The sequence below is a fragment of the Pseudonocardia sp. DxW genome (assembly GCF_058448985.1).
The window spans coordinates 36,828-63,729 of the sequence record NZ_JBZFLK010000005.1 but is presented as its reverse complement, the minus strand read 5'-3'; the positions used below and the strand labels follow the sequence as shown (position 1 = coordinate 63,729).

28 protein-coding genes and 1 riboswitch are annotated in these 26,902 nt (G+C 76.3%); of the genes, 14 read left to right on the top strand and 14 right to left on the bottom strand.

Annotated features, from left to right (window positions below):
- Positions 1 to 42 precede the first annotated feature (42 nt).
- Positions 43 to 2,862 carry an AAA family ATPase gene (locus ACVJO7_RS09250; protein ID WP_491672512.1) on the bottom strand — a complete coding sequence of 940 codons (2,820 nt, stop codon included), beginning with the start codon at positions 2,860 to 2,862 and terminating at the stop codon, positions 43 to 45.
- Between the two features lie 121 nt (positions 2,863 to 2,983).
- Between ACVJO7_RS09250 and ACVJO7_RS09245 the strand changes: the two genes are divergently transcribed.
- From ACVJO7_RS09245 to ACVJO7_RS09235, 3 genes are all read left to right on the top strand, one after another.
- Positions 2,984 to 3,262, top strand: a complete 279-nt coding sequence (locus tag ACVJO7_RS09245; RefSeq protein WP_358481931.1) for an Lrp/AsnC family transcriptional regulator — start codon at positions 2,984 to 2,986, stop codon at positions 3,260 to 3,262.
- A 265-nt stretch (positions 3,263 to 3,527) separates the two neighbouring features.
- A complete protein-coding gene (locus tag ACVJO7_RS09240; RefSeq protein ID WP_344018734.1) occupies positions 3,528 to 3,836 on the top strand; it encodes a hypothetical protein in 309 nt (102 codons plus the stop codon).
- A gap of 65 nt (positions 3,837 to 3,901) precedes the next feature.
- Complete coding sequence (locus tag ACVJO7_RS09235; protein WP_491672511.1) at positions 3,902 to 4,390, top strand: glycosyl-4,4'-diaponeurosporenoate acyltransferase CrtO family protein; 489 nt, start codon at positions 3,902 to 3,904, stop codon at positions 4,388 to 4,390.
- Positions 4,391 to 4,393: 3 nt separating this feature from the next.
- Here ACVJO7_RS09235 and ACVJO7_RS09230 read toward each other — a convergent pair whose 3' ends face one another.
- From ACVJO7_RS09230 to ACVJO7_RS09200, 7 genes are all read right to left on the bottom strand, one after another.
- Entirely contained in the window at positions 4,394 to 5,779 is a 1,386-nt protein-coding gene (locus ACVJO7_RS09230) for an FAD-dependent oxidoreductase (protein ID WP_491672510.1), read from the bottom strand.
- Between the two features lie 58 nt (positions 5,780 to 5,837).
- Positions 5,838 to 6,719, bottom strand: a complete 882-nt coding sequence (locus ACVJO7_RS09225; RefSeq protein ID WP_491672509.1) for a PaaI family thioesterase — start codon at positions 6,717 to 6,719, stop codon at positions 5,838 to 5,840.
- A 57-nt stretch (positions 6,720 to 6,776) separates the two neighbouring features.
- Entirely contained in the window at positions 6,777 to 7,742 is a 966-nt protein-coding gene (locus ACVJO7_RS09220; RefSeq protein ID WP_491672508.1) for a helix-turn-helix domain-containing protein, read from the bottom strand.
- Positions 7,743 to 7,820: 78 nt separating this feature from the next.
- Positions 7,821 to 8,882, bottom strand: a complete 1,062-nt coding sequence (locus tag ACVJO7_RS09215; RefSeq protein WP_491672507.1) for a winged helix DNA-binding domain-containing protein — start codon at positions 8,880 to 8,882, stop codon at positions 7,821 to 7,823.
- 17 nt (positions 8,883 to 8,899) lie between these two features.
- Positions 8,900 to 10,033 carry an LLM class flavin-dependent oxidoreductase gene (locus tag ACVJO7_RS09210; RefSeq protein ID WP_491672506.1) on the bottom strand — a complete coding sequence of 378 codons (1,134 nt, stop codon included), beginning with the start codon at positions 10,031 to 10,033 and terminating at the stop codon, positions 8,900 to 8,902.
- A gap of 79 nt (positions 10,034 to 10,112) precedes the next feature.
- On the bottom strand, positions 10,113 to 10,898 hold the full coding sequence (locus tag ACVJO7_RS09205; protein WP_491672505.1) for an IclR family transcriptional regulator domain-containing protein: 786 nt from the start codon (positions 10,896 to 10,898) through the stop codon (positions 10,113 to 10,115).
- Positions 10,895 to 12,046 (bottom strand): lyase family protein, encoded by a 1,152-nt coding sequence (locus ACVJO7_RS09200; RefSeq protein ID WP_344018716.1) that lies wholly within the window; start codon positions 12,044 to 12,046, stop codon positions 10,895 to 10,897. Before ACVJO7_RS09200 ends, ACVJO7_RS09205 begins: the two co-directional genes overlap by 4 nt.
- A 49-nt stretch (positions 12,047 to 12,095) precedes the next feature.
- Here ACVJO7_RS09200 and ACVJO7_RS09195 point away from each other — a divergent pair, with 49 nt between their 5' ends.
- From ACVJO7_RS09195 to ACVJO7_RS09175, 5 genes are all read left to right on the top strand, one after another.
- Complete coding sequence (locus ACVJO7_RS09195) at positions 12,096 to 12,743, top strand: HAD hydrolase-like protein (RefSeq protein ID WP_491672504.1); 648 nt, start codon at positions 12,096 to 12,098, stop codon at positions 12,741 to 12,743.
- Positions 12,744 to 12,788: 45 nt separating this feature from the next.
- The gene (locus tag ACVJO7_RS09190) at positions 12,789 to 13,688 is read left to right on the top strand and encodes an MOSC domain-containing protein (protein WP_491672503.1); all 900 of its coding nucleotides are present in this window, start codon (positions 12,789 to 12,791) and stop codon (positions 13,686 to 13,688) included.
- Positions 13,689 to 13,758: 70 nt separating this feature from the next.
- Positions 13,759 to 14,526, top strand: a complete 768-nt coding sequence (locus tag ACVJO7_RS09185; protein WP_491672502.1) for a CoA transferase subunit A — start codon at positions 13,759 to 13,761, stop codon at positions 14,524 to 14,526.
- Positions 14,526 to 15,152 carry a 3-oxoacid CoA-transferase subunit B gene (locus ACVJO7_RS09180; RefSeq protein WP_344018707.1) on the top strand — a complete coding sequence of 209 codons (627 nt, stop codon included), beginning with the start codon at positions 14,526 to 14,528 and terminating at the stop codon, positions 15,150 to 15,152. The genes ACVJO7_RS09185 and ACVJO7_RS09180 overlap by 1 nt, the downstream gene beginning before the upstream one ends.
- Before the next feature lie 571 nt (positions 15,153 to 15,723).
- Positions 15,724 to 16,047 (top strand): TauD/TfdA family dioxygenase, encoded by a 324-nt coding sequence (locus ACVJO7_RS09175; protein WP_491672701.1) that lies wholly within the window; start codon positions 15,724 to 15,726, stop codon positions 16,045 to 16,047.
- On the opposite strand, the gene ACVJO7_RS09170 is transcribed toward ACVJO7_RS09175, so the two are convergent.
- The gene (locus tag ACVJO7_RS09170) at positions 16,032 to 16,631 is read right to left on the bottom strand and encodes a TetR/AcrR family transcriptional regulator (RefSeq protein WP_491672501.1); all 600 of its coding nucleotides are present in this window, start codon (positions 16,629 to 16,631) and stop codon (positions 16,032 to 16,034) included. The two genes, ACVJO7_RS09175 and ACVJO7_RS09170, sit on opposite strands and share 16 nt — an antisense overlap.
- A 129-nt stretch (positions 16,632 to 16,760) precedes the next feature.
- Between ACVJO7_RS09170 and ACVJO7_RS09165 the strand changes: the two genes are divergently transcribed.
- From ACVJO7_RS09165 to ACVJO7_RS09155, 3 genes are all read left to right on the top strand, one after another.
- Positions 16,761 to 17,552 carry an ABC transporter ATP-binding protein gene (locus ACVJO7_RS09165; protein ID WP_491672500.1) on the top strand — a complete coding sequence of 264 codons (792 nt, stop codon included), beginning with the start codon at positions 16,761 to 16,763 and terminating at the stop codon, positions 17,550 to 17,552.
- A 64-nt stretch (positions 17,553 to 17,616) separates the two neighbouring features.
- Positions 17,617 to 18,327, top strand: coding sequence for an ABC transporter permease (locus ACVJO7_RS09160; protein WP_491672499.1), 711 nt, complete (start codon positions 17,617 to 17,619; stop codon positions 18,325 to 18,327).
- Positions 18,270 to 18,749 (top strand): amidohydrolase family protein, encoded by a 480-nt coding sequence (locus ACVJO7_RS09155; protein ID WP_491672700.1) that lies wholly within the window; start codon positions 18,270 to 18,272, stop codon positions 18,747 to 18,749. The genes ACVJO7_RS09160 and ACVJO7_RS09155 overlap by 58 nt, the downstream gene beginning before the upstream one ends.
- A gap of 4 nt (positions 18,750 to 18,753) precedes the next feature.
- Here the strand turns inward: ACVJO7_RS09155 and ACVJO7_RS09150 are convergent, their stop codons facing one another.
- Both ACVJO7_RS09150 and ACVJO7_RS09145 read right to left on the bottom strand, forming a co-directional pair.
- Positions 18,754 to 19,965: a cytochrome P450 family protein gene (locus ACVJO7_RS09150; protein WP_491672498.1), complete on the bottom strand. Its 1,212-nt coding sequence runs from the start codon at positions 19,963 to 19,965 to the stop codon at positions 18,754 to 18,756.
- Positions 19,966 to 20,004: 39 nt separating this feature from the next.
- On the bottom strand, positions 20,005 to 21,141 hold the full coding sequence (locus tag ACVJO7_RS09145) for an NAD(P)/FAD-dependent oxidoreductase (protein WP_491672497.1): 1,137 nt from the start codon (positions 21,139 to 21,141) through the stop codon (positions 20,005 to 20,007).
- Between the two features lie 253 nt (positions 21,142 to 21,394).
- Between ACVJO7_RS09145 and ACVJO7_RS09140 the strand changes: the two genes are divergently transcribed.
- From ACVJO7_RS09140 to ACVJO7_RS09130, 3 genes are all read left to right on the top strand, one after another.
- Positions 21,395 to 21,595: a hypothetical protein gene (locus tag ACVJO7_RS09140; RefSeq protein WP_491672496.1), complete on the top strand. Its 201-nt coding sequence runs from the start codon at positions 21,395 to 21,397 to the stop codon at positions 21,593 to 21,595.
- A 96-nt stretch (positions 21,596 to 21,691) separates the two neighbouring features.
- Positions 21,692 to 22,402: a 4'-phosphopantetheinyl transferase family protein gene (locus ACVJO7_RS09135; protein ID WP_491672495.1), complete on the top strand. Its 711-nt coding sequence runs from the start codon at positions 21,692 to 21,694 to the stop codon at positions 22,400 to 22,402.
- Positions 22,399 to 23,886 (top strand): DNA polymerase IV, encoded by a 1,488-nt coding sequence (locus ACVJO7_RS09130; protein ID WP_491672494.1) that lies wholly within the window; start codon positions 22,399 to 22,401, stop codon positions 23,884 to 23,886. The genes ACVJO7_RS09135 and ACVJO7_RS09130 overlap by 4 nt, the downstream gene beginning before the upstream one ends.
- Positions 23,887 to 23,934: 48 nt before the next feature.
- Here the strand turns inward: ACVJO7_RS09130 and ACVJO7_RS09125 are convergent, their stop codons facing one another.
- From ACVJO7_RS09125 to cobA, 3 genes are all read right to left on the bottom strand, one after another.
- Complete coding sequence (locus ACVJO7_RS09125; RefSeq protein WP_491672493.1) at positions 23,935 to 24,318, bottom strand: hypothetical protein; 384 nt, start codon at positions 24,316 to 24,318, stop codon at positions 23,935 to 23,937.
- Positions 24,319 to 24,356: 38 nt separating this feature from the next.
- Positions 24,357 to 24,524: riboswitch (cobalamin riboswitch) on the bottom strand.
- A complete protein-coding gene (locus ACVJO7_RS09120; RefSeq protein ID WP_491672492.1) occupies positions 24,525 to 25,493 on the bottom strand; it encodes a TetR/AcrR family transcriptional regulator in 969 nt (322 codons plus the stop codon).
- Positions 25,494 to 25,547: 54 nt separating this feature from the next.
- Positions 25,548 to 26,768, bottom strand: coding sequence for a uroporphyrinogen-III C-methyltransferase (gene cobA, locus ACVJO7_RS09115; protein WP_491672491.1), 1,221 nt, complete (start codon positions 26,766 to 26,768; stop codon positions 25,548 to 25,550).
- Positions 26,769 to 26,902 lie beyond the last annotated feature (134 nt).

Genomic DNA, 26,902 nt, shown 5'->3' with positions numbered 1-26,902 from the left:
TCGCGGTCGGGGCACCCGCGCGGATCCGGGAGCCTCACGGATCTAGTCGGGCCGGGGCGCGAGCCAGTGCGGGAGGGAGCCGCGGCCCGGTTCGCCGGTCTTGGCGAGCAGCCTGCTGACGTGCGTCTCGACGGTGCGCCGCGACAGGTGCAGGCGGCGCGCGATGCCGGGATTGTCCAGGCCCTCGGCGACCAGGCCGAGCACCTCGAACTCGCGCCCGGTCACCCCGCGGGCGCGCAGGTGCACCGGGACCGGTCCGTTGTCGCGGGCGGGCCGGGGCACCGCTCCCCCGGCGCGACGCAGCAGCACCCGGCACCGGCGGACCATCCGGACCTCGCCGGTGCCGGCCAGCCAGGCGAGCGCGGCGTTCAGGGTCGCGATCGGGTCGACGAGGCCGTCCGCCGTGCAGAGGAAGGAGTCGAACAGGGCCCGGTGGAACGGGCTGCGCACCAGCAGGTCGCGGCCCTGCGACAGCAGCCGGGCGGCCCCGGCGGCGTCTGCGCCGTGGTGCGCGGCGACGGCGTCGGCCAGCCGCAGGGCCGCCCGGTTGATCACCTGCACGCCGACGTCGGAGCGCCGGAGCTCCGCGCGGGCCCGGCCGTCGGCGGGATCGGCGATCGTCGTCAGCAGCGCCCACTCCCCCCAGATCGGGGTGGCGTTGGCCCCGGGCGCCCCGCGCAGGACGCCGACGGCGCGGCCCAGCCCGGTGACCGCGCGCTCCGTGTCGCCGTCCAGCCAGGCGTCGAGGCCGGCCAGGTGGTGGCGGGTGGCGTGGATGTGCACCGGGCTGACCGAGTAGCGCAGGGCCTCGTCGAGGATCGGGCCCGCCTCGTCCGGGTGGCCCGCGAGGACCCGGCCCCGGGCCACCCACATCAGCGCGTGCCCGCGCACCCCGTCCAGGCGCAGCCGGGCCGCCCGGTCGGCGCACCGCCGGGCGCGGGCCGCCGCGCCGACCATGCCCTCGGTGCCCGCGGCCAGCGCCGTCTGCTGCAGCTCCAGCCCGAGTGCGGTGCCGAGCATCCCCGCCTCGACGGCGAGCGCCTCGGCCTCCCGCAGCGCCGCGCCGTCGCCCGCCTCGAACAGCTCCTCGACGCCGAGCTCGGACAGCGCGCGGATCCGCTGCGGGACGAGCCCGTGCTGCTCGGCGGTCCGCAGCGCGGCCCGCAGCGCCTCCCCCGCCCGGCGCGGGTCGGAGCGGCGCCGGGCGCGACCCGCGATCTCGAGCGCCGTGCAGAGCAGGTCCGGCCGGCCGGCCCGCCCGGCCGCGGCGGCGGCGCGGTCGGCCAGCCCGGCCGCCGCGCCGGGATCGCCGCGGCCCAGTGCGAGCTGCGCCGCCAGGCCGAGGGCGCGCGGACCGGCCGGGTCGGCGATCTCGTGCAGGTAGCGCTCGGCGTCGTCGAACCGCTCCGCGGCGAGGCAGGCGTCGGCGAGCGCCGCCGCGAGGTCCGACCGGCCGGTCCCGGTGGCCCGGCGCAGCTCCTGGTCACCGCCGGCCAGCGCGTCGCCGACCCGGGCGGTGAGCGCGAGCGCCCGGACGTGGTCGACCCGGACCGCGACGGCCAGGGCGGGATCGCCCGCGGCCAGCACGACGGCGCGTTCGAGGACGTCGATCCCGGCCGCGAGGGCACCGGCGCGGACGTGGTCGGCGGCCTGCCTGCGCAGCAGCGCGGCGGCGCGGTGCGGGCGACCCGCGCGGGCGTGCAGGTCGGCGAGCAGGGCGGGTTCGTGCTCGGCGGTCCCGGCGCCGGCCAGCCGGTCGGCGACCGTCGCGGCGAGATCGGCCCGTTCCGGCGCGGACAGCCGGGCGAGCACGGCGTCGCGGGTGAGCGCGTGCCGCCACCGCGGTGTCCCGGCCGGATCGAGGGCCAGCAGCCCGCCATCGGCCCCGGCCCGGATCGCGGCGGCGACGAGCGAACGCCCGGTCCCGGTCGCGGCGGGCAGGAGCTCCCAGCGGACGTCCTGCCCGAGCAGCGCCGCGACGACGATCACCTCCCGGTGCCCGTCGGTCAGCAGGGCGGTCCGGTGCTGCACGATCTCCGCGAACCCGGGCGGGACGGTGCCGGCGAGGTCCCGCACGGCGGGCCGTCCACCGGGGCCGTCGCCCGGCGCCCCGCTGCCCAGCAGGTGCGCGACGAGCTCCTCGAGGAGCAGCGGCAGCCCGCCCGCCGCGTCCACCAGGTAGGTCTCGAGCTCCGGGGCCAGCTCCCCGCCCGCGCACATCCGCGCCAGCCCGGCCAGCTCGGCGCGCCCCATCGGGGGGACGGCGACGTGGGCGGCCTCCCGGCCGTTCAGCAGCCGGGTGAGGCCGTCCGGTCGTTGCTCGTCGCTGCGGGCGGCGCCGACGACCCGCACCCCGGAGCCGGGCAGCGACGGCGCGACGTACTGCAGCAACGCGAGGGTGTCCTCGTCCGCCCAGTGCAGGTCGTCGAGCAGGACCAGGCACCGGCCACCGTCGCGGACGACGTCGAGCAGCTCCAGGACCGCCTCGCCCAGCACCAGGGCCGGATCGACGAGATGCGTCGACGGCGCCGTCCCGGCCGGCCACGACGGCAGCACCCAGGCGAGCACCGACCGGAAGGCCGCCAGGCGCCGGTCCGCCGCGAGTGCGGGCGGCGCGGCGCGCACCAGCGCCTCGGCCAGCGGCCGGAAGGCGCCGCCGCCGGGGACCGCCCGGCCGCGGAGCACCCGCGCCCCGGCCGCAGCCGCCCGGTCGCCGAGCTCGGACAGCAGCCGGGTCTTGCCCGATCCGGCCTCGCCGGTCAGCAGCGTCAGCCCGCCGGCACCGCCGATCGCCTGCCGGGTGAGGGCCGCCAGCTCGGCCTCCCGGCCGATGAACGACGCCGTGCCGCCCGGCCGTTGCACCGGGGCAGTATGGGGCGCGCAGGCACCGGCGCACCAGGCCGGACGGCCGTCGCCTCGGCGCCGGGCACCGCACCGTCTAGCCTGGACGCGACCACCGGTCCCGACCCGAGGGGGAGTCCCCGTGATCACCGCGATCGTCCTGGTGCACACCGCTGCCGACCGGATCCCGGAGACCGCCCAGGCGATCGCGGACCTGGACGGGGTCGCCGAGGTGTACTCGTGCGCCGGGGACGTCGATCTCATCGCGATCGTCAAGGTCCGCGAGCACGAGCAGCTCGCCGACATCATCGCCGGCAAGCTGGGCCGGGTCGACGGGGTGATCGGCACCGACACGCACATCGCGTTCCGCTCGTACTCCAGGGCCGACACCGACGCCGCGTTCGCGATCGGACTGGACTGACCGTCCGCGGCACCGGGCCGGTGTGGCGCAGGCCGCACCCGCTTGCTACTGTGATCGTCATGCGCCCCGTCGAGCACATCCTTGCTCCGGCCGCAGCGCTGCCCGCAGCACGACTTACCGCGGCAGTAGCACTGCGCGTCGGCTGATCCAGGCCGCCGACGCGCCGCGCCCCATCCAGGCGCACCCCTCCCGTCCACTGTCACGACGGTCGAGACCTGGCTCGCGTTCTGAGCCTCACTCGCGCAACGCACGGAGCCCTCCCATCATGAGCATCACCGCCGACCGCCCCACCACCTTCAGCTTCCCCGCCGCCTCCGGTGGCCCCGCGGACATCGCGGCCCGGATGCCCCGCCGGCACACCGTCGTCACCGGCGACGGGATGGACGGCGTCATGCAGCTCGCGACCGCGCTGCAGACCTGCGGCCGCCCGCTGCGGGAGTTCTCGGTCGACGTCCGCGAGGGCGTCGCCTACAGCTCGGTCACCTGCACCATGTCGATGACGCCCGCCGAGGCCGACGAGTTCGAGAGCCGGATGCTCGCGATCCCCGGCGTCCTGGCGGTCGACCCGTACTGAGCGCCGCACCGCCCGGCGGCCCCTCGGCGACCGCCCGGGACCTGCTCGCGGTCGGCGGCTCCGTCGTGGTCGCGGCGGTGCTCGGCGGGTTCTGGATCGCGATCGGGCCCGGCCATCCGGTGTTCGCCGTGGTCGCCGCCACCTGGACCCTGCTGCTCGGCGCGCTGGTGGGCGAGCCGCTCACCCGGCGCACCCCCGACGGCCGGTTCCGGGTGCCGCCTGCGGAGCGGATCTGGCACCGCAGGCTCGGCGTCGCACGGTTCGACCGGCTGCTCGACCGGATCCGCTGGAACCGCGTCGTCGCCCGGATGCGCTCCTACGACGGGACCCGGGCCGCCCTCCCCGCCCTCGACCGGGCCGTCCGGGAGAGCCTCGTCGCGCACACCGCGGGGTTCGCGGTGCACGCCGGGCTCACCGTCGCCGCCGCGGCCGCCGGGTACGGCTGGGGCGCGCTGTGGCTCCTGCTCGGCGGCCTGGCCGTGCACGCCTGGCCGGCGCTGCTGCAGCGGTCGCTGCGCCTGCGGCTCCAGCCGCTGCTCCCGCGCACCGGCTGACGCTCAGGACCGGGCGCCGGTCCCCCGGGCCGCGTCGAGCATCAGTGCCCGGTCGGCGATCTTCACCCGCTCGGTGCCGCCGCGCCGGGCACCCAGCTCGATCTCGGCGGCGTCCAGGCGCAGCCAGTCGTCCCACAGCACCGGCTCGATCCCGTGGTCGCGCAGCCGGTCCAGCACCGCGTCGCCACCCGGCCGGGGCGGCGTGCCGAGATCGGGCAGGTCCGCCAGCACCGACGCCGCGGTCTCCGCGCCGTCGGCCTTGTTCGTGCCGATCACGCCGGTCGGGCCGCGCTTGATCCAGCCCGCCACGTAGCTGCCGCGCAGCGGCTCCCCGCCGAGCACGGCCCGGCCCGCCTCGTGCGGCACGGTGCCGGTCGCCGCGTCGAACGGCAGGCCGGCGATCCGCTCGCCGCGGTAGCCGATCGCGCGCACCACCAGCCCCGCGGCGAGCACCGCGGTCTCCCCGGTGCCGCGGATCCGGTCGTCCGCGGTGATCTCGTTGCGCTCGACCTCGACGCCGGTGACCCGGCCGCCGGTGCCGAGCAGCCGCACCGGGGAGCGCAGGAAACGCAGGTGCAGCCGCCGGCGGCCGCCCCGCCCGGGCGGCTCGGCCGCCCACTCGGTCAGGGTCTCGACGACCTGGCGCATCCGCCGCTCGGCCGGTTCCGGGACGCCCGCGGCGAGCACGCCGTCGTCGTGCACCCGGATCTCGACGTCGTCGAGCGTGGCGAGGGCGCGCAGCTCGGCCGGGGTGAACCGGACGTGCTGCGGGCCGCGCCGGACGAGCACGTGCACGTCGGTGACCGAACCGGCGCGCAGCGCGTCGAGCACCGCGTCGTGCGCGTCGGTGGCGGCCAGGTCCTCGGCCGGGCGGGCGAGCACCCGGGCGACGTCGATCGCGACGTTCCCGGCGCCGACCACCACCGCGCCGGGCCGGTCCAGCGCCGGGCCGGGGCCGCTCGCGTCCGGGTGACCGCAGTACCAGGACACGAACGCGCCGGACCCGACCGACCCGGTCAGCTCCTCCCCCGGGACGCCGAGATCGCGGTCCACCGCGCTGCCGGTGGCGTGCACGACGGCGTGGTAGTGCTCGCGCAGCGCCTCGCCGGGGATGCCGCCCTCCCCCACGTGCACGTTGCCGAGGAAGCGGACCCGGTCGGCGTCGTCGAAGGTGGTGACCAGCGCGCGGATCACCGACTTCATCTTCAGGTGGTCCGGTGCGACGCCGTAGCGGACCAGGCCGTACGGCGCGGGCAGCCGGTCGATGATGTCGACGTGGACGCCCGGATCCCCCTCCAGCAGGGCCTCGGCCGTGTACAGCCCGGACGGACCGGAGCCGATCACCGCGACCCGGTACGGGCGGGGGGTGGGCACCTGCGCGGACGTCACGATCGCACCTCCGTGAGCGGTTGGTGACGACGCTAACAGCCGCCCCCCGTCCGGGCGATCACGCAGCGGGACGCAGTCCGGATCCGGTCGCGCGGACCGCGACGCGGCCGTCGGGCAGCAGCAGCTCGGTGCGCATCGCCCAGAACCGCCTGCCGTCGCGGACGGTCGTGGTGCGCGCCCGCAGTGCGACGTCGACGTGCGCCGGGCGGAGGAACTCGACGGCCAGCGACAGCGGGCGGGCCGCGGGGTCGCCGAGGTGGGCGGCCTGCGCGGCGGCGGCGAAGCCGCTCAGCACGGCGCCGTGCGTGGTGCCGTTGAGGTTCACCGTGGACGGGCCGGGGGTGAGCACCGCGTCGGCGCCGTCGAACTCGAGCCGCTCGGGCCGCAGCCGCTGCGGGTCGAACGGCGGGATGGCGGACCGGAAGTCGGTGCCGGGACCGGATCCGCCGTCCCGGGCCCCGCCGGCGGCGGGATCGATCGCGCCGCCGGGCCGGGCGAGGCCGCCGGGCCGGTCCGGGACGGCGGTGACCGCCATGCTGACGACGGCGTGCGCGACCAGGACCCCGGTGTCGTCGCGCATCTCGGCGCGGCCGACGCCGATCTCGTCGTCGAGGTGCAGCAGGCTCAGCTCGGCGGTGAGCCAGGCCGCCTGCGGTGCGGGCGTCCCGGCGAGATCGAGCCGCAGGTCCACGGTGGGCGCGCCGGCGGCCAGCTTCCCGGTGGAGAACACCAGGTAGCCGATGCCGGAGTCGGCGAGCAGCGCCGGGAGCAGCGGCAGCACCCGCCCGGTGGCGTCCAGGACGCCGTCGTGCAGCGGGATCCGCAGCCGTACGTCCTCCCGGGTGGACGCCGGATCGGGCGCCATCCCCAGGCCGGTCTCGACCGGGGCGCGGCGCATCCGCTCCCGGGTGGTGGTGGTCGTCGGTGCCGGTCCGGTCATCCCGTCATCGTGCGATACGGACACGTTTCGCAGGCCCGCGAAGGGCTGTGCGGTCGGTCACGCGGGCTCGACGGCCCGGTTGCAGCGGAAGGTGCTCCGGTAGTCCGCGGGTGAGACGCCCAGCGCCCGCCGGAAGTGGTGCCGCAGCAGGGCCGCGGTGCCGAATCCGGCGCGGGCGGCGACCGCGTCCATCCCGAGCTCGGTCTCCTCCAGCAGGGTGCGCGCGTGCAGCACCCGCTGCGCGGAGATCCACCGGTGCGGGGTGGTGCCGGTCTCCTCGACGAAGCGGCGGGCGAAGGTCCGCTCGGACATCGCCGCCCGCCGGGCGAGCGCGGCGACGGTGTGCTCGGCGTGGAGGTGCTCGAGCAGCCAGGCGAGCAGCGGGGCGAGCGAGTCCGCGGTGCACTCGGGCACCGGCAGCTCGACGAACTGGCGCTGGCCGCCCTCGCGCTGCGGCGGGACGACCATCCGGCGGGCGATGCCGTTGGCGACCGCGCCGCCGAGCTCGCGGCGGACCAGGTGCAGGCATGCGTCGATCCCGGCGGCGGTGCCGGCGCCGGTGACCAGGTCGCCGTCGTCGACGTAGAGCGCGTCGTCCTCGACCAGTGCCTCGGGATGGGTGGCGCGCAGCTCGTCGGCGTGCTTCCAGTGCACCGTGCAGCGCCGGCCGGTGAGCAGCCCGGCGGCGCCGAGCACGAACACGCCCGAGCAGACGGACAGGATGGTGGCGCCGCGGGCGCGGGCCTCGCGCAGCGCGTCCAGCGCGGCCGGCGGGAACTCGCGCAGCGCGGTGGCGGCGACGCAGACCAGGTCGGCGCCGGGCAGCGCGTCGAGCCCGCGATCGGGGGTGATGGTGAAGCCGTTCTTGGTGGTGACCGGGCGGCCGGCCTCGGGGCCGCAGACCACCCAGTCGAGGACGGGCAGGCCGTCGTCGGAGCGGTCCAGCCCGAACACCTCGCAGAGCACGCCGAACTCGAAGACGGCGAGCTCGTCGAGCACGAGCACCGAGACGCTGCGCAGCATGCACCGACAGTAGGACGGCAGGAACGCCCGGTCCAGCAAGATCCTGCCAGTCGGCGTCGGTTTCCGGCCGGGGCGGCGTCAGGTTGCGTGCCAGGCCGCCAGCCGCTCCGCCTCGTCGGCCACCGCGCGGGCGTCGGCGGCGCGCAGCGGCGCGAACGGGACCGTCTCGATCCGCCCGTCCCGGTGGGCCCAGGTGCCGGCGACCCGGCCGTCGACCAGGAAGGTCGGCGCGGACCGGGGCCGGGTCGTCGCGAAGACGTGATGGCGGTGCGCGGCCGGCAGGATCCGGGCGCGCGCGGCGTGCCCGAGCAGCAGCACGGCGTCGAACGGGCCGAGGAAGCGCACCGGCGCCGGGATGCGCGGATCGGGCAGCGGTGCCCGGGGAACGTCGACCAGCTCGGCACCGTCCTCGCCGGTGAACCGGCGCAGCTCGGTCCCGGCCAGTGCGGTCCGGGCGACGCCGACCGGCCAGCCGGCGAACCGGGCGACGTCCGGTACCGACGCCGGGCCGAACGCGCGCAGGTAGCGGCGCGCCAGCCCGGTCCGGGCGGCGCCGGACGCGGTGCCGGACACAGCGCCGGGCTCGCGCGCGGTGCCGGCCGGGGCGAGGCCGTAGACGTGCGCCCGCGGCGAGTCCCAGGTCCCGGCGGGCGGCACCCGGACCAGGTCGATCCACTGCTGGACGCCGGGGAAGGCGGCGGCGGGCAGTCCGCGGGCGGTGAGCCCGGCGGTGATCTCGGCCTGTCGCAGCGGCCCGCCGGCGAGCAGCCCGGCCACCGCGGCCGCGGCCGCGGTCATGTCGCCGGCGGTGAGCTCGCGGCGCAGCCGCAGCCAGCCCGCCCGCTGCTCGGCCCGCACCGCCGCGGTGAACGGGGCGTGATCGCGGCGGGCCAGCATGTGGATCGTCGAGCGCATCGCCCACGCCTGCACGACCCGGCCGTCGTGCAGCATCGCGGTCAGCTCGCCGCGGTCGAACCGGGCCAGCCGGGCGTGCAGGCCCAGGTAGCCGGACGGCGCGTGCTGGGTCTGCAGGCCGCACAGCCGTTCCAGGGCGCGCGGCACCGGCAGCTCGGCCCGGTCGAGCAGCAGCTGGCGGGCCAGCAGCGCGCGCAGACTCTGGTCCGCGGTGAGCTCTCGCACCCCGCGGAGTCTGCCGGTCAGGCGACCGGGGCGGTGTACCGGTTCGCCGGGCGGGGCAGGCCGAACCGGTCGCGCAGGGTGCCGTCGTAGGGGGCGGGCGCCCAGGTGTCGCCGAGCGCGGGCAGCAGGCCGTCCACGATCTCGTCGATGCCGGTGGGCAGCGCCAGCGGGACCAGCACGAACCCGTCCGCGGCGCGCTCCTCGGCGGCGTCGCGCAGCAGCTCCGCCAGCTCGGCCGGGTCGCCCACGTGCCGCAGCGTCGACGGCGCGATGTCCGCCCCGGCGGGGGCGAGCCGGTCCAGCTCGGCGAGCCGGTCCGCGGCGCCGGGCCCGAGCAGCGTCTCCACGTCGAGCAGCACGGCGACCTGCTCGGGATCGCGGCCCGCGTCGGCGACGGCGGCGCGCACGCGGTCCCGGGCCTCGGCCGCGGCGGCGATGCCGTCGGCGGTGACCCGGACGACGTCGGCGTACCGGGCGGCGACCGCCAGCGCCGCCGGCTCGTCGCCGCGCAGCACCGTCAGCGGGTGCCCCTGCGGCGGCCGCGGCGTGATCGAGGGCCCCTTCACCGAGAAGAACTCACCGGCGAAGTCGATGTGGTGCAGCTTGGCCCGGTCGGCGAACCGGCCGGTGGCGGCGTCCCGGATCTCGGCGTCGTCCTCCCAGGAGTCCCAGAGCCGGGCGACGACCTCGGCGACCTCGCCGGCCTCCCGCCACAGCGAGCCGGGCTCGCGCGGGTCGGTGGTGCGGCCGAACAGGTCGGCCTCGGCGCGGGTGCGCGACACGTCCGGCTGCCAGCCGGCCCGGCCGGTCGCGACGAAGTCGAGCGTCGCGATCGCCTTCGACAGGTGGAACGGCTCGGTGTGGGTGACCGTCACGGTCGGCACCAGCCCGATCCCCGGCACGACCGGCGCGACCCGGGCGGCGATGCCGACCGCGTCGAGGGTGCCGGGCAGCGCCGCCGGGTCGTCGGACGGCGGGAGCAGCGAGTCGGGCAGCGCGACCAGGTCCAGCCCGCCGCGCGCCGCGGTGCGGACCAGCTCCACGTGGTGCCCGGCGCCGAAGAGCCGTTCCGGGTCGCCCGCGAGCCGCCACCCGCCGGGATGCCGGCCCGCCGCGCCGAGTTCGACCGCCAGGTGCAGACGTCCGCTCACCGTGCCTCCGTAATGCTCGTGCCTCGTCCTGGCCAACCGGCGCCGCCGTCCCGATGTTCCCCGGCCCGGCCGGCCGGCGTCACCCGGAGGCGCGCAGGTCCAGCTCGATCGCGGCCGCGCAGCCCCGCAGCTCCGGCAGCACCTCGGCGCGCAGCGCGGCGGCGTCCCGGCGGGACGCGTGGGTGGACACGTTCGCCGCCGCCGTCACCCGTCCGGAACGGTCGTGCACCGGCACCGCGATCGACCGCAGCCCGGCCTCCAGCTCCTGGTCGACGACGCAGTGCCGGTCCGCGCGCACCCGGTCCAGTTCGGCGCGCAGCGCATCGGCGCCGGCGACCGTGTGCTCGGTGAGCGTCTCCGGCCGCAGCCCGTCCAGGTAGGTGTCCAGTGTGGAGTCCGGGAGCGCCGCGAGCAGCACCCGGCCCATCGACGTCGCCCAGGCCGGGAACCGGGTGCCGATCGTGATGGTGACCGTCATGATCCGGGCGGTCGGCACCCGGGCGACGTAGACGACGTCGTAGCCGGTCGCCGGGTCGCCGTCGAGCACCGAGACCGACGCCGAGTCGCGCACGGTCGCGACCAGCCGTTCCAGGTGCGGCGCGGCGACCTCGGGCAGGCCCATCGCGGACAGGTAGGACCAGCCCAGCTCCAGCACCCGCGGGGTCAGCGCGAAGAGCCTGCCGTCGGTGCGGACGTAGCCCTCGTCGGCCAGGGTGAGCAGGAACCGGCGGGCGGCGGCGCGGGTGAGACCGGTGGACCGGGCGACGTCGGCGAGCGTCTGCTGTGGATGGTCGGCGTCGAAGGACCGGATGACGGCCAGCCCGCGGGCCAGCGAGCGGACCTGCTCGCGGCGCTCCTCGCTCATCCGGGCCGCCCGGCGAGCACCCGGTCGACCAGCTCGGCGGCGTGCCCGCTGCCCGCGCCCTGCGCGCCGGCGGCGAGCGCGAGAGTGCGGGCCATCGCGTCGGGGTGCACCTGCAGTCCGCTCAGACAGACCCGTAGCCGGGCGGCGGCGCCCGCGGTGACCCGCAGCAGCTCGGTGAGCGTCCCCCACTCGGCGTGCCAGGCACCGGCGGCCCGCTGGAACTCGTGATCGGCGTTCGCCAGCAGGGTCGCGACCAGCCCGGGTGCCCGGCGGGCCGATCCGCGCGCGGTGACGGCGGCCGCCGGGTTGCGCTTGTGCGGCATCGACGACGAGTCGCCGGGCGCGGCCTCGGACACCTCGCCGAGCTCGGTGGCGGACAGCAGCACGACGTCGGTGGCCGGCTTCGCGCACGCCCCGGCGGCGACGCCGAGCGCACCGGCGAGCTCGCCGATCCGGGTCCGCTCGGTGTGCCACGGGACGCCCTGCGCGGCGAGCCCGAGCCGGGCGGCGAGCGCGTCGGCGACGGCCGGGCCGTGCGGGTGCGACGCGGCGAGGGTGCCCGCGGCCCCGCCGAACTGGACGGGCAGCGCGTCGAGCAGCGCGCCGAGCCGGACCCGGGCCCGGTCCAGCCCGGTGCACCAGGTGGCGGCGACCAGGCCGAACGTGGTCGGCAGCGCCTGCTGGCCGAGCGTGCGGGCGGCGCACGGGGTGTCCCGGTGGGCGGCCGCGAGTGCGGCGGCGGCGTCGGCGCAGGCGGTCAGGTCCTCGACGATCCGGTGCCCGGCCCGGCGGGTGAGCAGCACCAGGGCGGTGTCCAGGACGTCCTGGCTGGTGGCGCCGGGGTGCACGGCGCGCTCGGCGCCCGGCTGGATCCGGGCCGCGGCCGCCTTCAGCCGCTTCACCAGCGGGATCACCGGATTGCCGCCCTCGACCGACTCGGCGGCGAGCGCGGCCGGGTCGAGCCCGGCGACGGCCGCGACCGCCCGCTCGACGCCGTCCGCGTCGTCCGGGTCGACGGCGCCCTGCTCGGCCGCGACGGCGGACAGCGCCAGCTCGACCTCCAGCAGCGCCGCGATCCAGGCGGCGTCGTCGAGCACGGTGTCGACGCGTGCGGTGCCGGACAGCGGACCGAAGAGACTGTTCGACATGCGGACGAGTGTACGGAGGCCGCACGAACGGGATGGGCACAATGGGGACGTGCTGACCCACATCCTGCTCGATCTCGACGGCACCCTCGTCGACTCCGCCCCCGGCATCCTCGGTTCGATGCGCCGGGCCATCGACGAGGCCGGCCTGGAGGTTCCCGACTCCGCGCTGGGCACCCACCTGCTCGGCCCGCCGCTCTACCGCTCGCTGCCGCCGATCCTGGGCGACGAGGGCACCGCCCGGGTGCTCCCGATCTACCGGCGGATCTACGGCGACGAGGACGGCTGCCTGGACTGCGCCCCCTACCCCGGTATCGAGGACCTGCTCCGCGCGCTGTCCGACGCCGGCGTGACGATGGCGCTCGCGACCAGCAAGGCCGAGCCGTCGGCGCGCAAGATCCTCGCCCACCACGGCTGGACCGACCTGTTCGCCGAGATCGTCGGCGACACCCGCACCGCGGACCGGCCGACCAAGGGTGCGGTCGTCGCCGAGGCGCTGCGCCGGCTCGGCGGGCCCACCGGCGCCGACGAGCCGCTGATGGTCGGCGACCGCCTGCACGACGTCGAGGGCGCGGCCGAGCACGGCCTGCGCTGCGTCGGCGCGGGCTGGGGCTACGCCGAGCCCGGCGAGCTGGAGGCCGCCGGCGCCACGACGGTGTACGCATCCGCGGACGGACTGCGCACCGCACTCCTCGGCTGAGGAGGTGCTGGGCGGGGCCGGTTCGCGACCGGTAGACACACCGCCATGACCGTCGTCTCCCTGCACCGGTACCCGGTGAAGTCCATGCTCGGCGAGAGCCTCGACCGGGCGGACGTGTCCGCCCGCGGCCTGCTCGGGGACCGGGCGCTGGCCGTGTACGACGTCGAGTCGGGCACCGTCGCCAGCGCCAAGGTCCCCCGGCTGTGGTCCGGGCTGCTGGACTTCTCCGCCCGGTTCGCCGCCGATCCCGAACCCGGCCGGCCGCTGCCCGAGATCGAGATCCGGTTCCCGGACGGGTCGATGCTGCGCTCCGACGATCCCGGGATCGACACCGCGCTGTCGGCCGCGCTGGACCGGGAGGTGCGGCTGATCGCCGAGCCGCCGGAGGGCAGCCAGTTCGAGGAGGTGTGGCCGGAGATCGAGGGCCTGCCGGTCGACCAGCTGGCCCCCGAGCAGCTGATCGCGGGCACCACCGCCCGGCACGAGGAGACCGGCGAGCGGGTCAGCCGGTTCGACGTGTCCATGTTCGGCGCGCCCGGCACCTTCTTCGACCTGTCCACGCTGCACGTGCTCACCGAGTCCACCCTGGACCGGTTGCGCGAGCTCGCGCCGGAGGCGACCTTCGACGCCCGCCGGTACCGGCCGAACGTCGTGCTGCGCGGGGCCGACGCGGGCTTCGTCGAGAACGACTGGCCGGGCCTGGAGTCGCTGATCGGCGGCGTCCGGGTGCGGTACTCGTTCGCCACCATGCGCTGCGTGATGACCACGCTCGCCCAGGGCGACCTGGACCGGGACCCGAACACGCTGCGGGCGATCGCGAAGCACAACCGGATCGAGATCCCGCAGATCGGCGGGATCTGGGCGTGCGCGGGGGTGTACGCCGACGTGGTGTCCGACGGCGCGATCGCGGTCGGCGACGAGCACTCCGGTCCCGTCGCCGGGTAGGTGTTCGCACAGCGAACGTTTGTGCGTGAATCGAACACCGCGGTACCGTGGCGCCCGACGGAGGTGCGTGATGGACAAGGTGGTGGCATCCGCCGCTGAGGCGGTCGCCGACATCGGCGACGGCGCGTCGCTGGCGGTCGGCGGGTTCGGCATGTCCGGGGTCCCGACGGTGCTGATCGCGGCGCTGCTGGAGCAGGGCGCGACGGACCTGGAGACGATCTCGAACAATCTCGGCGTCGACGGGTTCGGCCTGGGCACGCTGCTCGCGGCCGGCCGGATCCGGCGCACGATCGGCTCCTACGTCGGCAACAACAAGGAGTTCGCCCGGCAGTACCTGGCCGGCGAGCTGGAGCTGGAGCTGACCCCGCAGGGCACCCTCGCCGAACGGCTGCGCGCCGGCGGCGCCGGGATCCCCGCGTTATTCACCCCCGCCGGGGTCGGCACCCTGGTCGCCGAGGGCGGACTGCCCTGGCGCTACGCGCCGGACGGGTCGGTCGCGGTGATGTCACCGACCAAGGAGGTCCGCGAGTTCGACGGCGTGTCCTACGTCCTCGAGCGCGCCCTCACCCCCGACTTCGGGCTGGTCCACGCCTGGAAGGGCGACCGGCACGGCAACCTCGTCTACCGGCGCTCGGCACGCAACTTCAACCCCGACGCCGCCGCCGCGGGCCGGATCACCATCGCCCAGGTCGAGCACCTGGTCGAGCCCGGCGAGATCGATCCCGATCACGTGCACACCCCCGGCATCCACGTGCAGCGCGTGGTGCACGTGCCGGACGTCGACAAGCCGGTGGAGTTCCGGACCGTCTCCACCACGACCGGGACGGAGCAGGGCTGATGGCGCGCACCCGCGACGAGATGGCGGCCCGGGTCGCCGACGAGCTGCCCGACGGCTCGTACGTCAATCTCGGCATCGGCATGCCGACCCTGGTCCCCGGCCACATCCCGGCCGGCCGCACGGTGATCCTGCACTCCGAGAACGGCATCCTCGGCGTCGGCCCCTACCCCACCGACGACGAGGTCGATCCGGACCTGATCAACGCCGGCAAGGAGACCGTCACCGTCAACGACGGCGCCGCCTACTTCGGCTCCTCGGACAGCTTCGCCCAGATCCGCGCCGGGAAGCTCGACGTCGCCGTGCTCGGCGGGATGGAGGTCGCGGCCAACGGCGATCTCGCCAACTGGGCCGTCCCCGGCAAGATGATCAAGGGCATGGGCGGGGCGATGGACCTCGTGCACGGCGCCCGCACCGTCATCGTGATGATGGACCACGTCTCCCGGGACGGCACACCCAAGATCGTCGAGCGGTGCAGCCTGCCGATCACCGGGCTGGGCTGCGTCACGAAGATCGTCACCGATCTCGCCGTCGTCGACGTCACGCCGGACGGCCTGACGCTGGTCGAGACCGCCCCCGGCGTGACCGCCGACGAGGTGCGGGAGAAGACCGGCGCCCCGCTGCACTGACGTACGGGAACCGAAACACCCCCGTCACGGACGGCCCCCACCGTCTGTTGAACCGCTCGGTTCAACAGACGGTCGTGATGGATGTCGGTTCCGCCGCACTGGTCCCCCGACGGGTGTCCTCGCCCGCCGAGGCCCGCGAGGTCGTCGAGCAGGAGGGGGCCGCGCTGGTCTCCGGGATCGTCGACGAGGACGCCGCGATGGACTGCGGTCGCGCCATGCTCGGCGACGAGCTCGTCCGCATCGGACGGCAGATCGAGGCGACCAGGGCCCGCGCCGAGACCGAGGGCGCGGTGGTGGAGCGCCAGCCGGTCGACGCCCGCGGCCGCAAACGGCAGCTGAGCCGGGACACCACCGTCCCGATGCCGCCGCACAACGACGGGTTCGCCTTCGGCGACGAGGCGCCCGACCGGCTGTTCCTGCTCCAGGCCCGGCCGGCCCGTGACGGCGGGGACAACTTCCTGATCGACGGGCTCGCGCTGGCCGATCTGCTGCCCGACGATGTCGCCCGGTTCGTCCGGACCGTGCCGGTCGACCACTCCGAGCCCGGGTTCCCGCAGCCGGGTGCTCACCGATCCTGCGCACCACCCCGGCCGGACGGCCGCAGGTCCGCCACCACCCCTACCTCGCCCCGGCGCTCGGACCGGACGAGGCGGCGCACTGGCCGATGGTCCGGGCCTGGCTGGACGCCGTCGTCGCGGCCCGCGACACCGGCGCCCGGTTCCGGATGGAGGCCGGCGAGATGGCCGTCGTGGACAACTACCGGGTGTTCCACGGCCGGCACGGCTACACCGACCCGGACCGGCTGCTCTACTCGATCTGGGGCTGGACGACGTCCGCGGTCGCCGTCCCGCACCGGGTGCTCGACATCGTGAACCCCGTTCAGCCCGCGGTGTGAACGCCCGCACGGGCGCACCGCTCGGCGAGGGCGGCGGACGCGGCCGAGTGGATCCGCGCCACCTCGGCCGCGTCCCCCGTCGAGAGCAGGTCGAACTGCAGGCCCCGCCACAACGCGACGATCTCGCGGCCGAGCCGGGACGCCTCCGGGTCCGGCACGCCCTCCGCCCGCAGGCGCTCGGCCACCAGTGACGCCCACTGGGCACCGACCGAGGCGAGGAAGCGGTCGAACCGGCCGGGCTGGTGCAGCGCGGTGCCGAACACCTCGAAGAACAGCCGGTGGAACGGGTGGTTCCCGGCGGCGGCGATGCCCGCCCAGCAGTCGTCGAGCCGCTCCTTCAGCGGGCCGGGGCCGCCCAGCCGGTCCAGCGCCCCGGCGAGCTCGGGGAACGCGCCGGACGCGGTGAGCAGGGCCTGCTCGATCAGCCGCTCCTTGGACTCGAAGTAGTACAGCAGCATGCGGTTGTTGGACCCGATGGCCGCGCCGAGCCTGCGCAGGGTCAGCCCGCCGACCCCGTGCTCGACCACGTACGCCGCAGTGAGGCGGAGCAGCCGCTCGCGCTCCGATTCCCCGGACGGACCCATGCGCCCACCGTAGCCAGCGGCCCGGTCGTCGGTTACGCGGGAGCGCCCGGGCAGCAACACCGTGGCAATCATCCGTTCCTACCGTTCTGAACCGAACGATTCATCGCCCGTTTCGTACCGGGGAGATCCATGCCGGAACCCGCCATCACCCTGCACGGCGTCGTCAAGGACTTCCCGCTCGGCCGCGGCACCACCGTGCGCGCCCTCGACCACCTCGACCTGGACGTCGCCGACGGTGAGTTCGTCGCCGTGCTCGGGCCGTCCGGCTGCGGCAAGTCCACCGTGCTGCGCCTGCTCGCCGGGCTGGAGCAGCCCACCCGGGGCAGCGTCTCGGTCGAGGGCGCGAGCCCGTCCGAGCTCATCGCGGGCCACCGGCTCGGCGTCGCCTTCCAGGAGCACGCGCTGCTCCCTGGGCGACCGCCCCGGGAGAACATCGCGCTGCCGTGGAAGGTCGCCGGGCGCCGGGTCGACACCGACCGGGTCGACGCGCTGCTCGGCCTGGTCGGCCTCGACGGCTTCGCCGACGCGCGGCCGCGCCAGCTCTCCGGCGGCATGCGGCAGCGGGTGGCGATCGCCCGGGCACTCGCCCTGGAACCCGACGTGCTGCTGCTCGACGAGCCGTTCGGCGCGCTGGACGCCGTCACCCGCCGGCGGATGAACCTGGAGCTGGCCCGGATCGGGTCCGAGCAGCGGATCACCACGCTGCTCGTGACGCACGACGTCACCGAGGCCGTGCTGCTCGCCGACCGGGTCGTCGTGATGCCCGGCCGGCCCGGCCGGATCCGGCAGATCCGCACGATCGGGCTCCCCCGCCCGCGGGGCACCGGCGCCACCCGCGCCCCGGAGTTCCACCGGATCGTCGACGAGCTGACCGCGCTGCTCGACGGGCCGGACCCGGCCGCCGAGGAGCCCGCCGCATGACGACCGTCGCACCGCGCCGGGACCGCCGGGGCGTGCTGCTCGCCGCGACCGGGATCGCGCTGCTGTGCTCGCCGCGGACCTCGTCGGCCGGACCGGGCTGGCCGGGCCCGCCTGGCCCACGGCCACCGACCTGCTCGCGTTCCTCGGCGGGCCCACGGCCGGACCGCTGCTGCTGCGCGCGATCGGCGCCACCGGCACCGCCGCCCTGCTCGGGTTCCTGCTCGGCGGCCTCGCCGCGCTCGCGGTGGCGGTGCTGGGCGTCGTGCACCCGGGCCTCGACCGGCTGGCCGCGGTGCTGCACGCCGTCCCGCTGATCGCGCTCGGGCCGCTGCTGGTGACCACGGTCGGGCGGGAGGGCACCTCCACCGTGGTCGCCGCGATCGCCGCCGGGTTCGCCGTGTTCGTGGCCGCCACCTCGGGGCTGGCCACGCCTGGCGAGGCGCAGCAGGACGTGTTCCGGGTGCTCGGCGCGTCCCGCTGGACGACGTTGCTGCGGCTGCGGTTCCCGGCCGGGCTCCCGACGATCGTCGACGGCCTGACCCTCGCCGCACCGGCCGCGGTGCTCGGCGCGGTGATCGGGGAATGGTTCGGTGCCCGCCGCGGCATGATCTCGGCCCTGCGGGACGCGCCGCCGGAGCAGGCCGTCGAGCTCGCCCGGCTGGCCGCCCGGTTCGCCGGCCGCGGCGTCGTGTCGAACGGCTCGCCGCCGACGAGTCGCTGTTCGGCCCCGAGCCGTTCGCCGAGGCGTTCGCGATCGCCCGGGACGCCGGCCTGATCAGCGCGCCGCACGCCGGCGAGCTGGCCGGGCCGGAGTCCGTGCTGGGCGCGCTCGGCGCGCAGCGCATCTGCCACGGCGTCCGCTCGGTCGAGGACCCGGCGCTGCTCGACCGGCTCGCCTCCGACGGGATCGTGCTCGACATGTGCCCGACCTCGAACGTGATGCTGGAGGTCGTCCCCGATCTCGACCGGCACCCGCTGGTCCGGCTGCTCGACGCCGGCGTGCGCTGCACGCTCAACGGCGACGACCCGCTGCTGTTCGGGCCGGGCCTGCTCGCCGAGTACGAGCTGGCGCGCACCTCGTTCGGCCTGGACGACGCCCGGCTCGCCGCCATGGCCCGCACCTCGGTCGAGGCGTCCGGGGCGCCGCCGGAGATCGTGCGCCCGGCGCTCGACCGGATCGGGGCGTGGACGGCGTGAGCCGCTACCGGCTGCGCGGCCCCATCGTGACCGGCATGCTCGTCAGGCCGCGGACCAGCGTCGACTCCCGGTAGGTCAGGTCGTCGAGCCCGACCGCGAGCGCCAGCTCCGGGCGGTCGGCGAACAGCCGCCCGATCGCGACCCGGCCCTCCAGGCGGGCCAGCTGGGCACCGAGGCAGAAGTGGATGCCGTGCCCGAAGAACACCCCGCCGGAGGCGTCCCGGGTGATGTCGAGCCGGTCCGGCTCGGCCGCCCAGTCGCCGTCCCGGTTGGCGGCGGCGAGGCCGAGCATGACCATGTCGCCGGCCGGGATGGTCACCCCGGAGTAGGTGACGTCCTCCGCGGCGAACCGGATCGGGGCCTGCGAGACCGGCGAGTCGAAGCGCAGGAACTCCTCGACCGCCGAGCCGATCAGCGACGGGTCCTCGGCCAGTAGCTTCCGCTGGTCGGGGTTGGTGAGCAGGGCGAGCACGCCGTTGCCGATCAGGTTGACCGTCGTCTCGTGCCCGGCGATCAGCAGCAGCATCGCCATCGCGACGAGCTCCTCCTGGGAGAGCCGGTCGCCGTCCTCGTCGGACACTGCCAGCAGCGACGACAGCAGCGCGTCGTCAGGTTCGGTGCGCTTGCGCTCCAGCAGGTCGGACAGGTAGCCGTGCAGCTTGCCCATGGCCGCGTTCTTGTCGTCGGCCGGCGAGTCGTCGACCAGCACCGACGACCATGCGGAGAAGTCGTCGCGGTCCTCGGCGGGCACCCCGAGCAGCTCGCAGATCACCTGTACCGGGATCTGGAACGCGTACTCGCGCATCAGATCGACCGGGCCGTCGGCGGGCAGGCCGGCGAGCAGGCCGTCGGCGATCTCGGTGATCCGCGGCTCCAGCTCGTTCATCCGGCGGACGGTGAACGACCTGCCGACCAGCTTGCGCAGCCGGGTGTGGTCCGGCGGGTCCATCAGGATCATCATCGGTGTCGGCGTGGCCGGCATGTCCGCCCGCTGGCCCTCGGGCAGCGTGTGGCGCCAGTCCTTCGACAGCCGCGCGTCGACGAACGCCTCGCGCACGTCGTGGTAGCGAGTGAGCAGCCAGACGGGGCCGTCCGGCAGCGCGAGCCTGCGCACCGGCTCCTCGGCGCGCAGCGCGGCGTAGGCGGGGTGCGGGTTCTGCCAGAAGGTGCCCGAGAACAGATCGTGCCGCTCGGAGCCGGTGGTGGTCAGCGCCATGGGCCCATCGTGCCAGCGTGACGTAAGCAGGCGCTTACATCAGGCCAGACGAGTGACCGAGCACACAGCCGGGTCGAGCGCGACGTCGTCCGGGACCGCGGTGCCGACGATCACCGACGCGGCCAGTGCGGCCAGTGCCGGCGACGACTCGATGCCCGACCCGCCCTGGCCGGCGACGAAGTGGAACCCGGGATGGCCGGGCCACTCCCCCAGCACCGGGGCACGGTCGGGCGCGAACGTCCGCAGCCCCGCCCAGGCCGTGCGGACCGAGCGCAGGCCCAGCGTGGTGACCTCGCCGACCCGGTCCAGCCCGCGCGCGACGTCCAGCTCGTCGGGCCGGGCCTCGCCCGGCGGCTGCGGGGTCTCGTCGGCGGGCGACACCAGCACCGTGTCGGCCTCCGGCTTGAGGTACCAGCGCTCGGCGGCGTCCGCGATCAGCGGGAGCGGGGCGCCGGCCACCCGCAGCGCGGCCGGGTCCGGCACCGGGCAGGCCGCGATCGTCCGGCGCAGCGGGGTGAGCCCGGCCCGGGGCACCCCGGCGAGCCCGGCGATCTCGTCGGCCCACGAGCCGGCCGCGTCGACGACGGCGGCGGCCCGCACCCGGTGCCCGGCCGCCGTCGCCACCCGCCAGCCGGCGCCGTCCCGGGTCACCGCGGTCACCCGGGCGCCGCGCAGCACCGTGCCGCCGCGGGCCCGCAGGCCGCGCCGGTAGCCGTCGTGCAGGGCGATCGCGTCGATGTCGGCCGATCCGGCGGTCCAGGCGGCGGCGCGCGGCGCCCGGCGCAGCACCGGTGCCCGCCGCAGCGCCTCGGCCGGGTCCAGCTCGACCGGGGCGTGCGGCTCGCCGCGCTGCTCGTCGAGCATCGCCGCGATCCCGGCGGCGCCCGCGTCGTCGTCGCCGAGGTGCAGCACCGGGCGCGGGGACAGCAGCGGCGGCGTGTCCAGCTCGGTCTGCAGCGCGCCGAACCGCGGCCCGGACGCGTCGATCAGCGCCCGGAACGGGCCGGACCCGTGCCCGGGGATGTAGGTCGCCGCGGATCGTGCGGTGGAGTGCACCGGCATGTCCGCCTCCGCCTCGAGCAGCACGACGCGGCCGTGCGCGGCCAGCTCGTACGCCACCGAGACGCCGGCGATGCCGCCGCCGACCACCACCAGGTCCGTGTCATGCGCGTCCACCGGGCCGACGGTAGCTGCGGAAAACCGGTGGACCGCCGGCCGGGCCCGGCCTACCGTCGCCGTCATGCTGATCCGGTTCCTCTGAGCGGCCCGCGGACGACCGTCCGCGCTCCCGCCGGCCCGTGACGTCCCACGCACGCAGGCCCGGAACCGATGCTGCGCCGTCCCTCCGGCATCCCTGCGTCCGGCAGTGCGTCACCGGCCCCCGGTCCGTGCGACCGACCCTGCCCGACCCGATCCGTTGGAGGCCCGTATGCGCACCACCCCGTCCCGATCGTCCGGCACCGACCCGGCGCCGCAGCCGGCCAACCGCGCCGAGCGCCGCGCGGCCCGCCGCGGCCGCCCGGTGGAGGACGCCGGCACCGGTCCGGCGGCCCCCCGCATCACCGGCCCGGCACCGCACGCGAGGCCCGCGCACGTCCGCACCGACTTCGCCGCCCGCCGCTCCGGCTGATCCGGCGGTGATCGCGGATCGGGAACCGGAACGGTCGGCAGGCGACCGTCCGGGTTCCCGATCCGTGATCAGCCGGCGCGTGCGAGGCTGGACGCCGTGACCGTGACCGTGTGGTGGGCCGCTCCGACCGATCCCGGTGGGCGGCCCGATCTCGTGGCCCTGCTCGACGCGCACGAGCGGGAGCGGATGGCGGCGCTGCGCCGCGCCGAGGACCGCGCCCGCTACCTGGCCGCGCACGCGCTGGCCCGGCTGGTGCTGGCGGAGCACCTGGGCACCGATCCGGCGTCGATCGACATGGACCGCAACTGCCGCTGCGGGAAGCCGCACGGCAAGCCGCGGCTCGCCGGGCACCGCGACGGCGCCCCCGGCTTCTCGCTGACCCACTCCGGCACGCTGGTCGGGGTTGCGCTGGGGCCCGGCCCGGTCGGCGTCGACGTCGAGCAGCACCGCGAGCTGTCCGGGCTGGACGGGCTGGCCCGGCACGCCCTCTCCCCCGCCGAACGCGAGCTGGGCGTCCCCGGACCGGCCGGGTTCCTGGTCACCTGGACCCGCAAGGAGGCCCTGCTCAAGGCCACCGGCGACGGCCTGTCCGCCCCGATGGACGCGATCACCCTGTCCGCGCCCGGCGACCCGGCGCGGGTCCTGCACTGGCCGGACGCTACCGGCTCGTGGTGGCTCGCCGACGTCGATACCCCGCACCCGGATCATCCCGGCGCCGTCGCGGGTGCCGGTGCCGACGTGCCGCCGATCACGGTCGCCGACGGCGACGCGGTCCTGTCGGTGGTCCGGGGCACCATGGGCGGGTGAGCTCGCCGGACCGGCCGGGCGCGACCGGAGCGCGCTGGGTGCTGCACCTCGACATGGACGCGTTCTTCGCCTCCGTCGAGCAGCTGACCCGGCCCACCCTGGCCGACCGTCCGGTACTGGTCGGCGGGGCGGGGCCGCGCGGCGTCGTCGCGGGCGCCAGCTACCAGGCGCGGGTGTTCGGGGCGCGCTCGGCGATGCCGATGGGGCAGGCCCGGCGGCGCTGCCCGCACGCCACCGTGCTGCCGCCGCGGTTCCCGCTGTACAAGGCGATCTCGGACGAGGTGATGGGTGTGCTCGCCGAGTTCTCACCGGTGCTCGAACCGGTCTCGGTGGACGAGGCGTTCATCGAGCCGCCGGCGCTGGCCGGCGCCTCCCCGGACGCCGTGCGGGAGTTCGGCACCCGGCTGCGCGCGACGGTCCGGGAGCGGACCGGGCTGCCCGCCTCGGTCGGCGCCGGCTCCGGCAAGCAGATCGCCAAGATCGCCTCCGAGCTGGCGAAGCCGGACGGGCTACGGGTCGTCGCGCACGCCGAGCAGGGCGCCGTGCTCGATCCGCTGCCGGTGCGCTCGCTGTGGGGCATCGGACCGGTGTCCGGCGAGGCGCTGCGCCGGATCGGGATCGAGACGATCGGCCAGCTCGCCGCGATGGACGGCCGGGAGGTCACCGGGGTGCTGGGCACGGCGATGGGCACCGAGCTGCACCGGCTGGCCCGCGGGATCGACGACCGGCCGGTCGCACCGCGCGGGGCGGCGAAGCAGATCAGCGCCGAGACCACCTTCGACACCGACCTGACCGCGATGTCCGCGGTGCACGCCGCCGTCGAGTCGATCTGCGTGGCGGTGCACCGCAGGCTGGTCGCCGACGGCCGGGCCGCGCGCACCGTCACCGTCAAGGCGCGCACCGGCGACTTCGTCACCCACACCCGGTCGGAGACGACGCCGTTCCCCAGCCGGGACCTCGCCACGCTGGTCGCGGTGGCCCGCCGGCTCGCCGACACCGCCCTCGGCGAGGGTGGGGTGCGGCTGCTCGGGGTGTCGGTGTCGGGCTTCAGCGAGGAGCCGCCGCTGGCCCTGTTCGACGCGGTGCCCTCGGCGCGGGGGTGGCGCGCGGCCCCGGTGGACCCGGACGGCGCGGGACCGGGCACGGCGGACCCGGGCGACCCGGGCGGAGCTGCGACCGGGCGGATGGGCACGCCGGTGGCGGTCGAGGAGCCGGCAGGGCCCCCGGCGGTGCCCGGGGAGGAGCCGGTCGACCGGCCCGCGGCTCCCGGGGAGCCGCCCGGCGACGACCGGCCGTGGCGGGCCGGTGACGACGTCGATCATCCCGAGCACGGCCACGGCTGGGTGCAGGGCGCCGGGCACGGGCGGGTCACCGTCCGATTCGAGACCGCGCTGACCGGGCCGGGCCGCACCCGCACGCTGGACGCCGCCGATCCACAGCTGACCCGCGCCGATCCGCTCCTGAGCTGGCGACCTGCCGGGTGAACCGGCCGGACCGGACCCAGCCGATCAGCGGGCTCAGCCGACCAGCGCTCAGCCGATCAGCGGGCTCCGGTGCGGCGGGGCGACCCGGGTGCCCGCGGCGACCCGGATCCCGAGTCCGGGTGCGGTGCGGGCGAGGCCGTCGAGCACCGCGCCCAGCGCGACGTCGGCGGCGGGCTCGCCCGCCACCAGCAGCACCCCGTTGCCGGCCGGGTGGTCCGCGGCCCAGGCGGTGATCCGGCCGACCGCGTCGCGCGGCGAGATCCGTTCGACCCGCCACGCCTCGGCGTAGAACAGGGCCACCGACTCCGGCCCGCGGGGGAACGTGAAGACGGTGTCGGCCTCCGCGAGCAGGCCCTCCAGCCCGTGCCCGGCCGACTCACCGGCCGGCTCGGTGCCGAGAACGACCAGGGTAGGGAGCGGGTCGACGCTCATCGCAATGTCCTCCTCGAGGGTCCGCGCCCTCAACAGTGGGAACTCCTGCGACGACGGCCAGTCTCCTGGCTCCCGGATCGACGCGCTCCCCCGCCTTCCCACCCTCGCCGGGCAGTGGCTGCGGGGTGGGGAGCGCTCCCCGGTGACAGTGGCGGGACCGCGCCGGACTCGCACCGGCTTCCTGCACCGTCGTCCGGGTCAGCCCATCACGAGCCGGTCGGGGGGTCAACAACGGGTGACGGTGACGCCTGTCCGGCGGCGAGGTCCCGCACCACCGGGGCCCAGCGCCCCGGCCAGCCGCCGGTGTGCCTCCGCGTCGAGATGGCAGCCGTCGATCCCGGTCCGGGTGATCGGGGCCGCATCGAAGAACGCGTGACCACCCGCGGCCGTCGGCGCACGCAGCGGCCCGGCGAGCCGTCGTGACGCGGCGGCCGAGGCCGCGTCGTAGACCCCCGGGGGCGGGCATCGACGCGACGAACCGCTTGGCGGCCCCGTCCATCGGCGACGGCGCGAGGACCACGAACCGCGGCACCGGCAGCCCGAGCGCCGCCGCGAACCCGGCCGGATGGTCCGGGTAGCGACCGAGCGCGCGGGCAACGTCGTCCGGGGTGCGGCGTAGCGGGTCCGCAGGTCGTTCGTCCCGAGCGCGCCCAGTTCTCCATGCCGGTGCGGACGGCGGCCATCGCCATCGAGGCGATCAGCACCGGGAGCTGCGGATCGACGTCGGGGCCCATCCGCAGCGCGGCGGCGTCGGCGAGCCTGCGGGGGGAGTTCTCGCTCAGCGACATCAGGGCACCGGTGACACCGGGGACGGTGCGGGCGAGCGCGAAGACCTCGTTCGCCTCGTCGCGGTCCGGTGGGTCCTCGCCGAGCTGGTCGAGCAGCAGCCGGCTCAGGTCGGCGAGGACCTCGCGGGGCGGGCCGGGCGGGCCGGCCACGAAGTTCTCCACCAGGTCCGGGGACAGCTCGGCCAGGGACAGCTCGACGGCCGCGGCCTCCTTGCCCGGGAAGTAGTTGAAGAACGTCCGCGGCGAGATGCCGGCCTCGGCGCCGATCGTTTCGACGGTGACCTTCTCCAGGCCGTGCTCCCGGGCCAGCCGCAGCACCACGAGATGGATGCCGCGCCGGGTCTCACTCCGCCTGCGGTCGCGCAGGCCCTCTCCTCGTTGCGCCACGACAACGATCTTTGCGCTCCGCGCAGAGTTTGCACACTGTGCACGTAACCGGCGTCACGGTCCGACCGGGGCCTCCAGCCCGGCGACAGGGCCGATCACCACGATCGCGGGCGGGCTGACCTCCTCCGCGGCGGCGACCTCGGCGGCCGTCGCCAGGGTCGCCCGCACGGTCCGCTGGATCCGGGTAGTGCCGTCCTGCACGATCAGCACCGGTGTCGACGGGTCGCGGCCGTGCTCGACGAGGACCTCGGCGAACCGGCCGAGCCGCTCCACCGCCATCATCAGCACGATGGTGCCGGCCATCCGGCCGAGCGCCGTCCAGTCGGTGAGGCTGCGCGGGTCCTCCGGCGCGACGTGCCCGGAGACGACGACGATCTCGTGCGCCACCCCACGGTGCGTCACCGGTGTCCCGGCGACGGCGGGCGCGGCGAACGCGCTGGTGAGGCCCGGGACGACGGTGACCGGCACCCCGGCCGCGGCGCACGCCTGCACCTCCTCGAACCCGCGGCCGTAGACGAACGGGTCGCCGCCCTTGAGCCGCACCACGAACTTCCCGCCCCTGGCATGCTCGACCAACAGCTCGTTGATCTTCTCCTGGGTCATCGCCCGGCCGTACGGGATCTTCGAGGCGTCGATGACCTCGACGTCCGACGGGAGCTCGTCCATCAGGTCGCGCGGGCCGAGCCGGTCGGTGACCACGACCTGGGCCCGGGACAGCAGCCGCCGCCCGCGGACGGTGATCAGCTCCGGGTCGCCGGGGCCGCCGCCGACCAGCGCGACGCCCGGCTGCGGCGGCTCCGCGCTCTCGTCGACGACGCCGGACTGCAGCGCCTCGACCAGCGCGGTGCGGACCGCCGCCGAACGCCGGTGCGCGCCCCGGGCCAGCACGCCGACGGTCAGCCCGTCGTGCGCGCCGGTGGCCGGGGTGACGGCGGTGCCGCGGGCGCCGTCGTCGGCGCGGACGCAGAACACCCGGTCCCGCTCCGCCTCCGCGGTGACCGCCCCGTTCACCGCCACGTCGTCGGTCGCGGCGATCGCGTACCAGGCGCCTGCCAGGTCCCCCTCGGCGTAGCGGCGGGCGGTCCAGGTGATCTCACCGGCTGACACCATGCCCTCGACGGCCGGGGTGACCTCGGGCGACACCACCTCGACCAGCGCCCCGGCCGCGATCAGCCGGGCGACCCGGCGCTGGGCGACCTGCCCCCCGCCGACCACGACGACGCGCCGGCCGGACAGGTCCAGGCCGACCAGGTACTGCTCGTGCTGCGCGCTCAACGACGTTCCTCTCCCGGGCGCTCCGTGCCCATCCCCCGGCGGCCCGTGCCCGGTGCCCCGTGCTCGTGCCGGGCGGTGCGTGCCCGGACCGGTGAACCCCCGGCTCCCGTGCGGCGGCGGCCGAGGATAACGAG

Excerpts from the sequence above, each read along its gene's own strand:
- ACVJO7_RS09170 (WP_491672501.1), bottom strand. The coding sequence starts at position 16,631 with ATGGGTCCGTCCGGGGAATCGGAGCGCGAGCGGCTGCTCCGCCTCACT.
- ACVJO7_RS09165 (WP_491672500.1), top strand. The coding sequence starts at position 16,761 with ATGCCGGAACCCGCCATCACCCTGCACGGCGTCGTCAAGGACTTCCCG.
- ACVJO7_RS09200 (WP_344018716.1), bottom strand. The coding sequence starts at position 12,046 with ATGTCGAACAGTCTCTTCGGTCCGCTGTCCGGCACCGCACGCGTCGAC.
- ACVJO7_RS09140 (WP_491672496.1), top strand. The coding sequence starts at position 21,395 with ATGCGCACCACCCCGTCCCGATCGTCCGGCACCGACCCGGCGCCGCAG.
- ACVJO7_RS09240 (WP_344018734.1), top strand. The coding sequence starts at position 3,528 with ATGAGCATCACCGCCGACCGCCCCACCACCTTCAGCTTCCCCGCCGCC.
- ACVJO7_RS09150 (WP_491672498.1), bottom strand. The coding sequence starts at position 19,965 with ATGGCGCTGACCACCACCGGCTCCGAGCGGCACGATCTGTTCTCGGGC.
- ACVJO7_RS09205 (WP_491672505.1), bottom strand. The coding sequence starts at position 10,898 with ATGAGCGAGGAGCGCCGCGAGCAGGTCCGCTCGCTGGCCCGCGGGCTG.
- ACVJO7_RS09190 (WP_491672503.1), top strand. The coding sequence starts at position 12,789 with ATGACCGTCGTCTCCCTGCACCGGTACCCGGTGAAGTCCATGCTCGGC.
- ACVJO7_RS09220 (WP_491672508.1), bottom strand. The coding sequence starts at position 7,742 with ATGCTGCGCAGCGTCTCGGTGCTCGTGCTCGACGAGCTCGCCGTCTTC.
- ACVJO7_RS09180 (WP_344018707.1), top strand. The coding sequence starts at position 14,526 with ATGGCGCGCACCCGCGACGAGATGGCGGCCCGGGTCGCCGACGAGCTG.
- ACVJO7_RS09225 (WP_491672509.1), bottom strand. The coding sequence starts at position 6,719 with ATGACCGGACCGGCACCGACGACCACCACCACCCGGGAGCGGATGCGC.
- ACVJO7_RS09185 (WP_491672502.1), top strand. The coding sequence starts at position 13,759 with ATGGACAAGGTGGTGGCATCCGCCGCTGAGGCGGTCGCCGACATCGGC.
- ACVJO7_RS09125 (WP_491672493.1), bottom strand. The coding sequence starts at position 24,318 with ATGAGCGTCGACCCGCTCCCTACCCTGGTCGTTCTCGGCACCGAGCCG.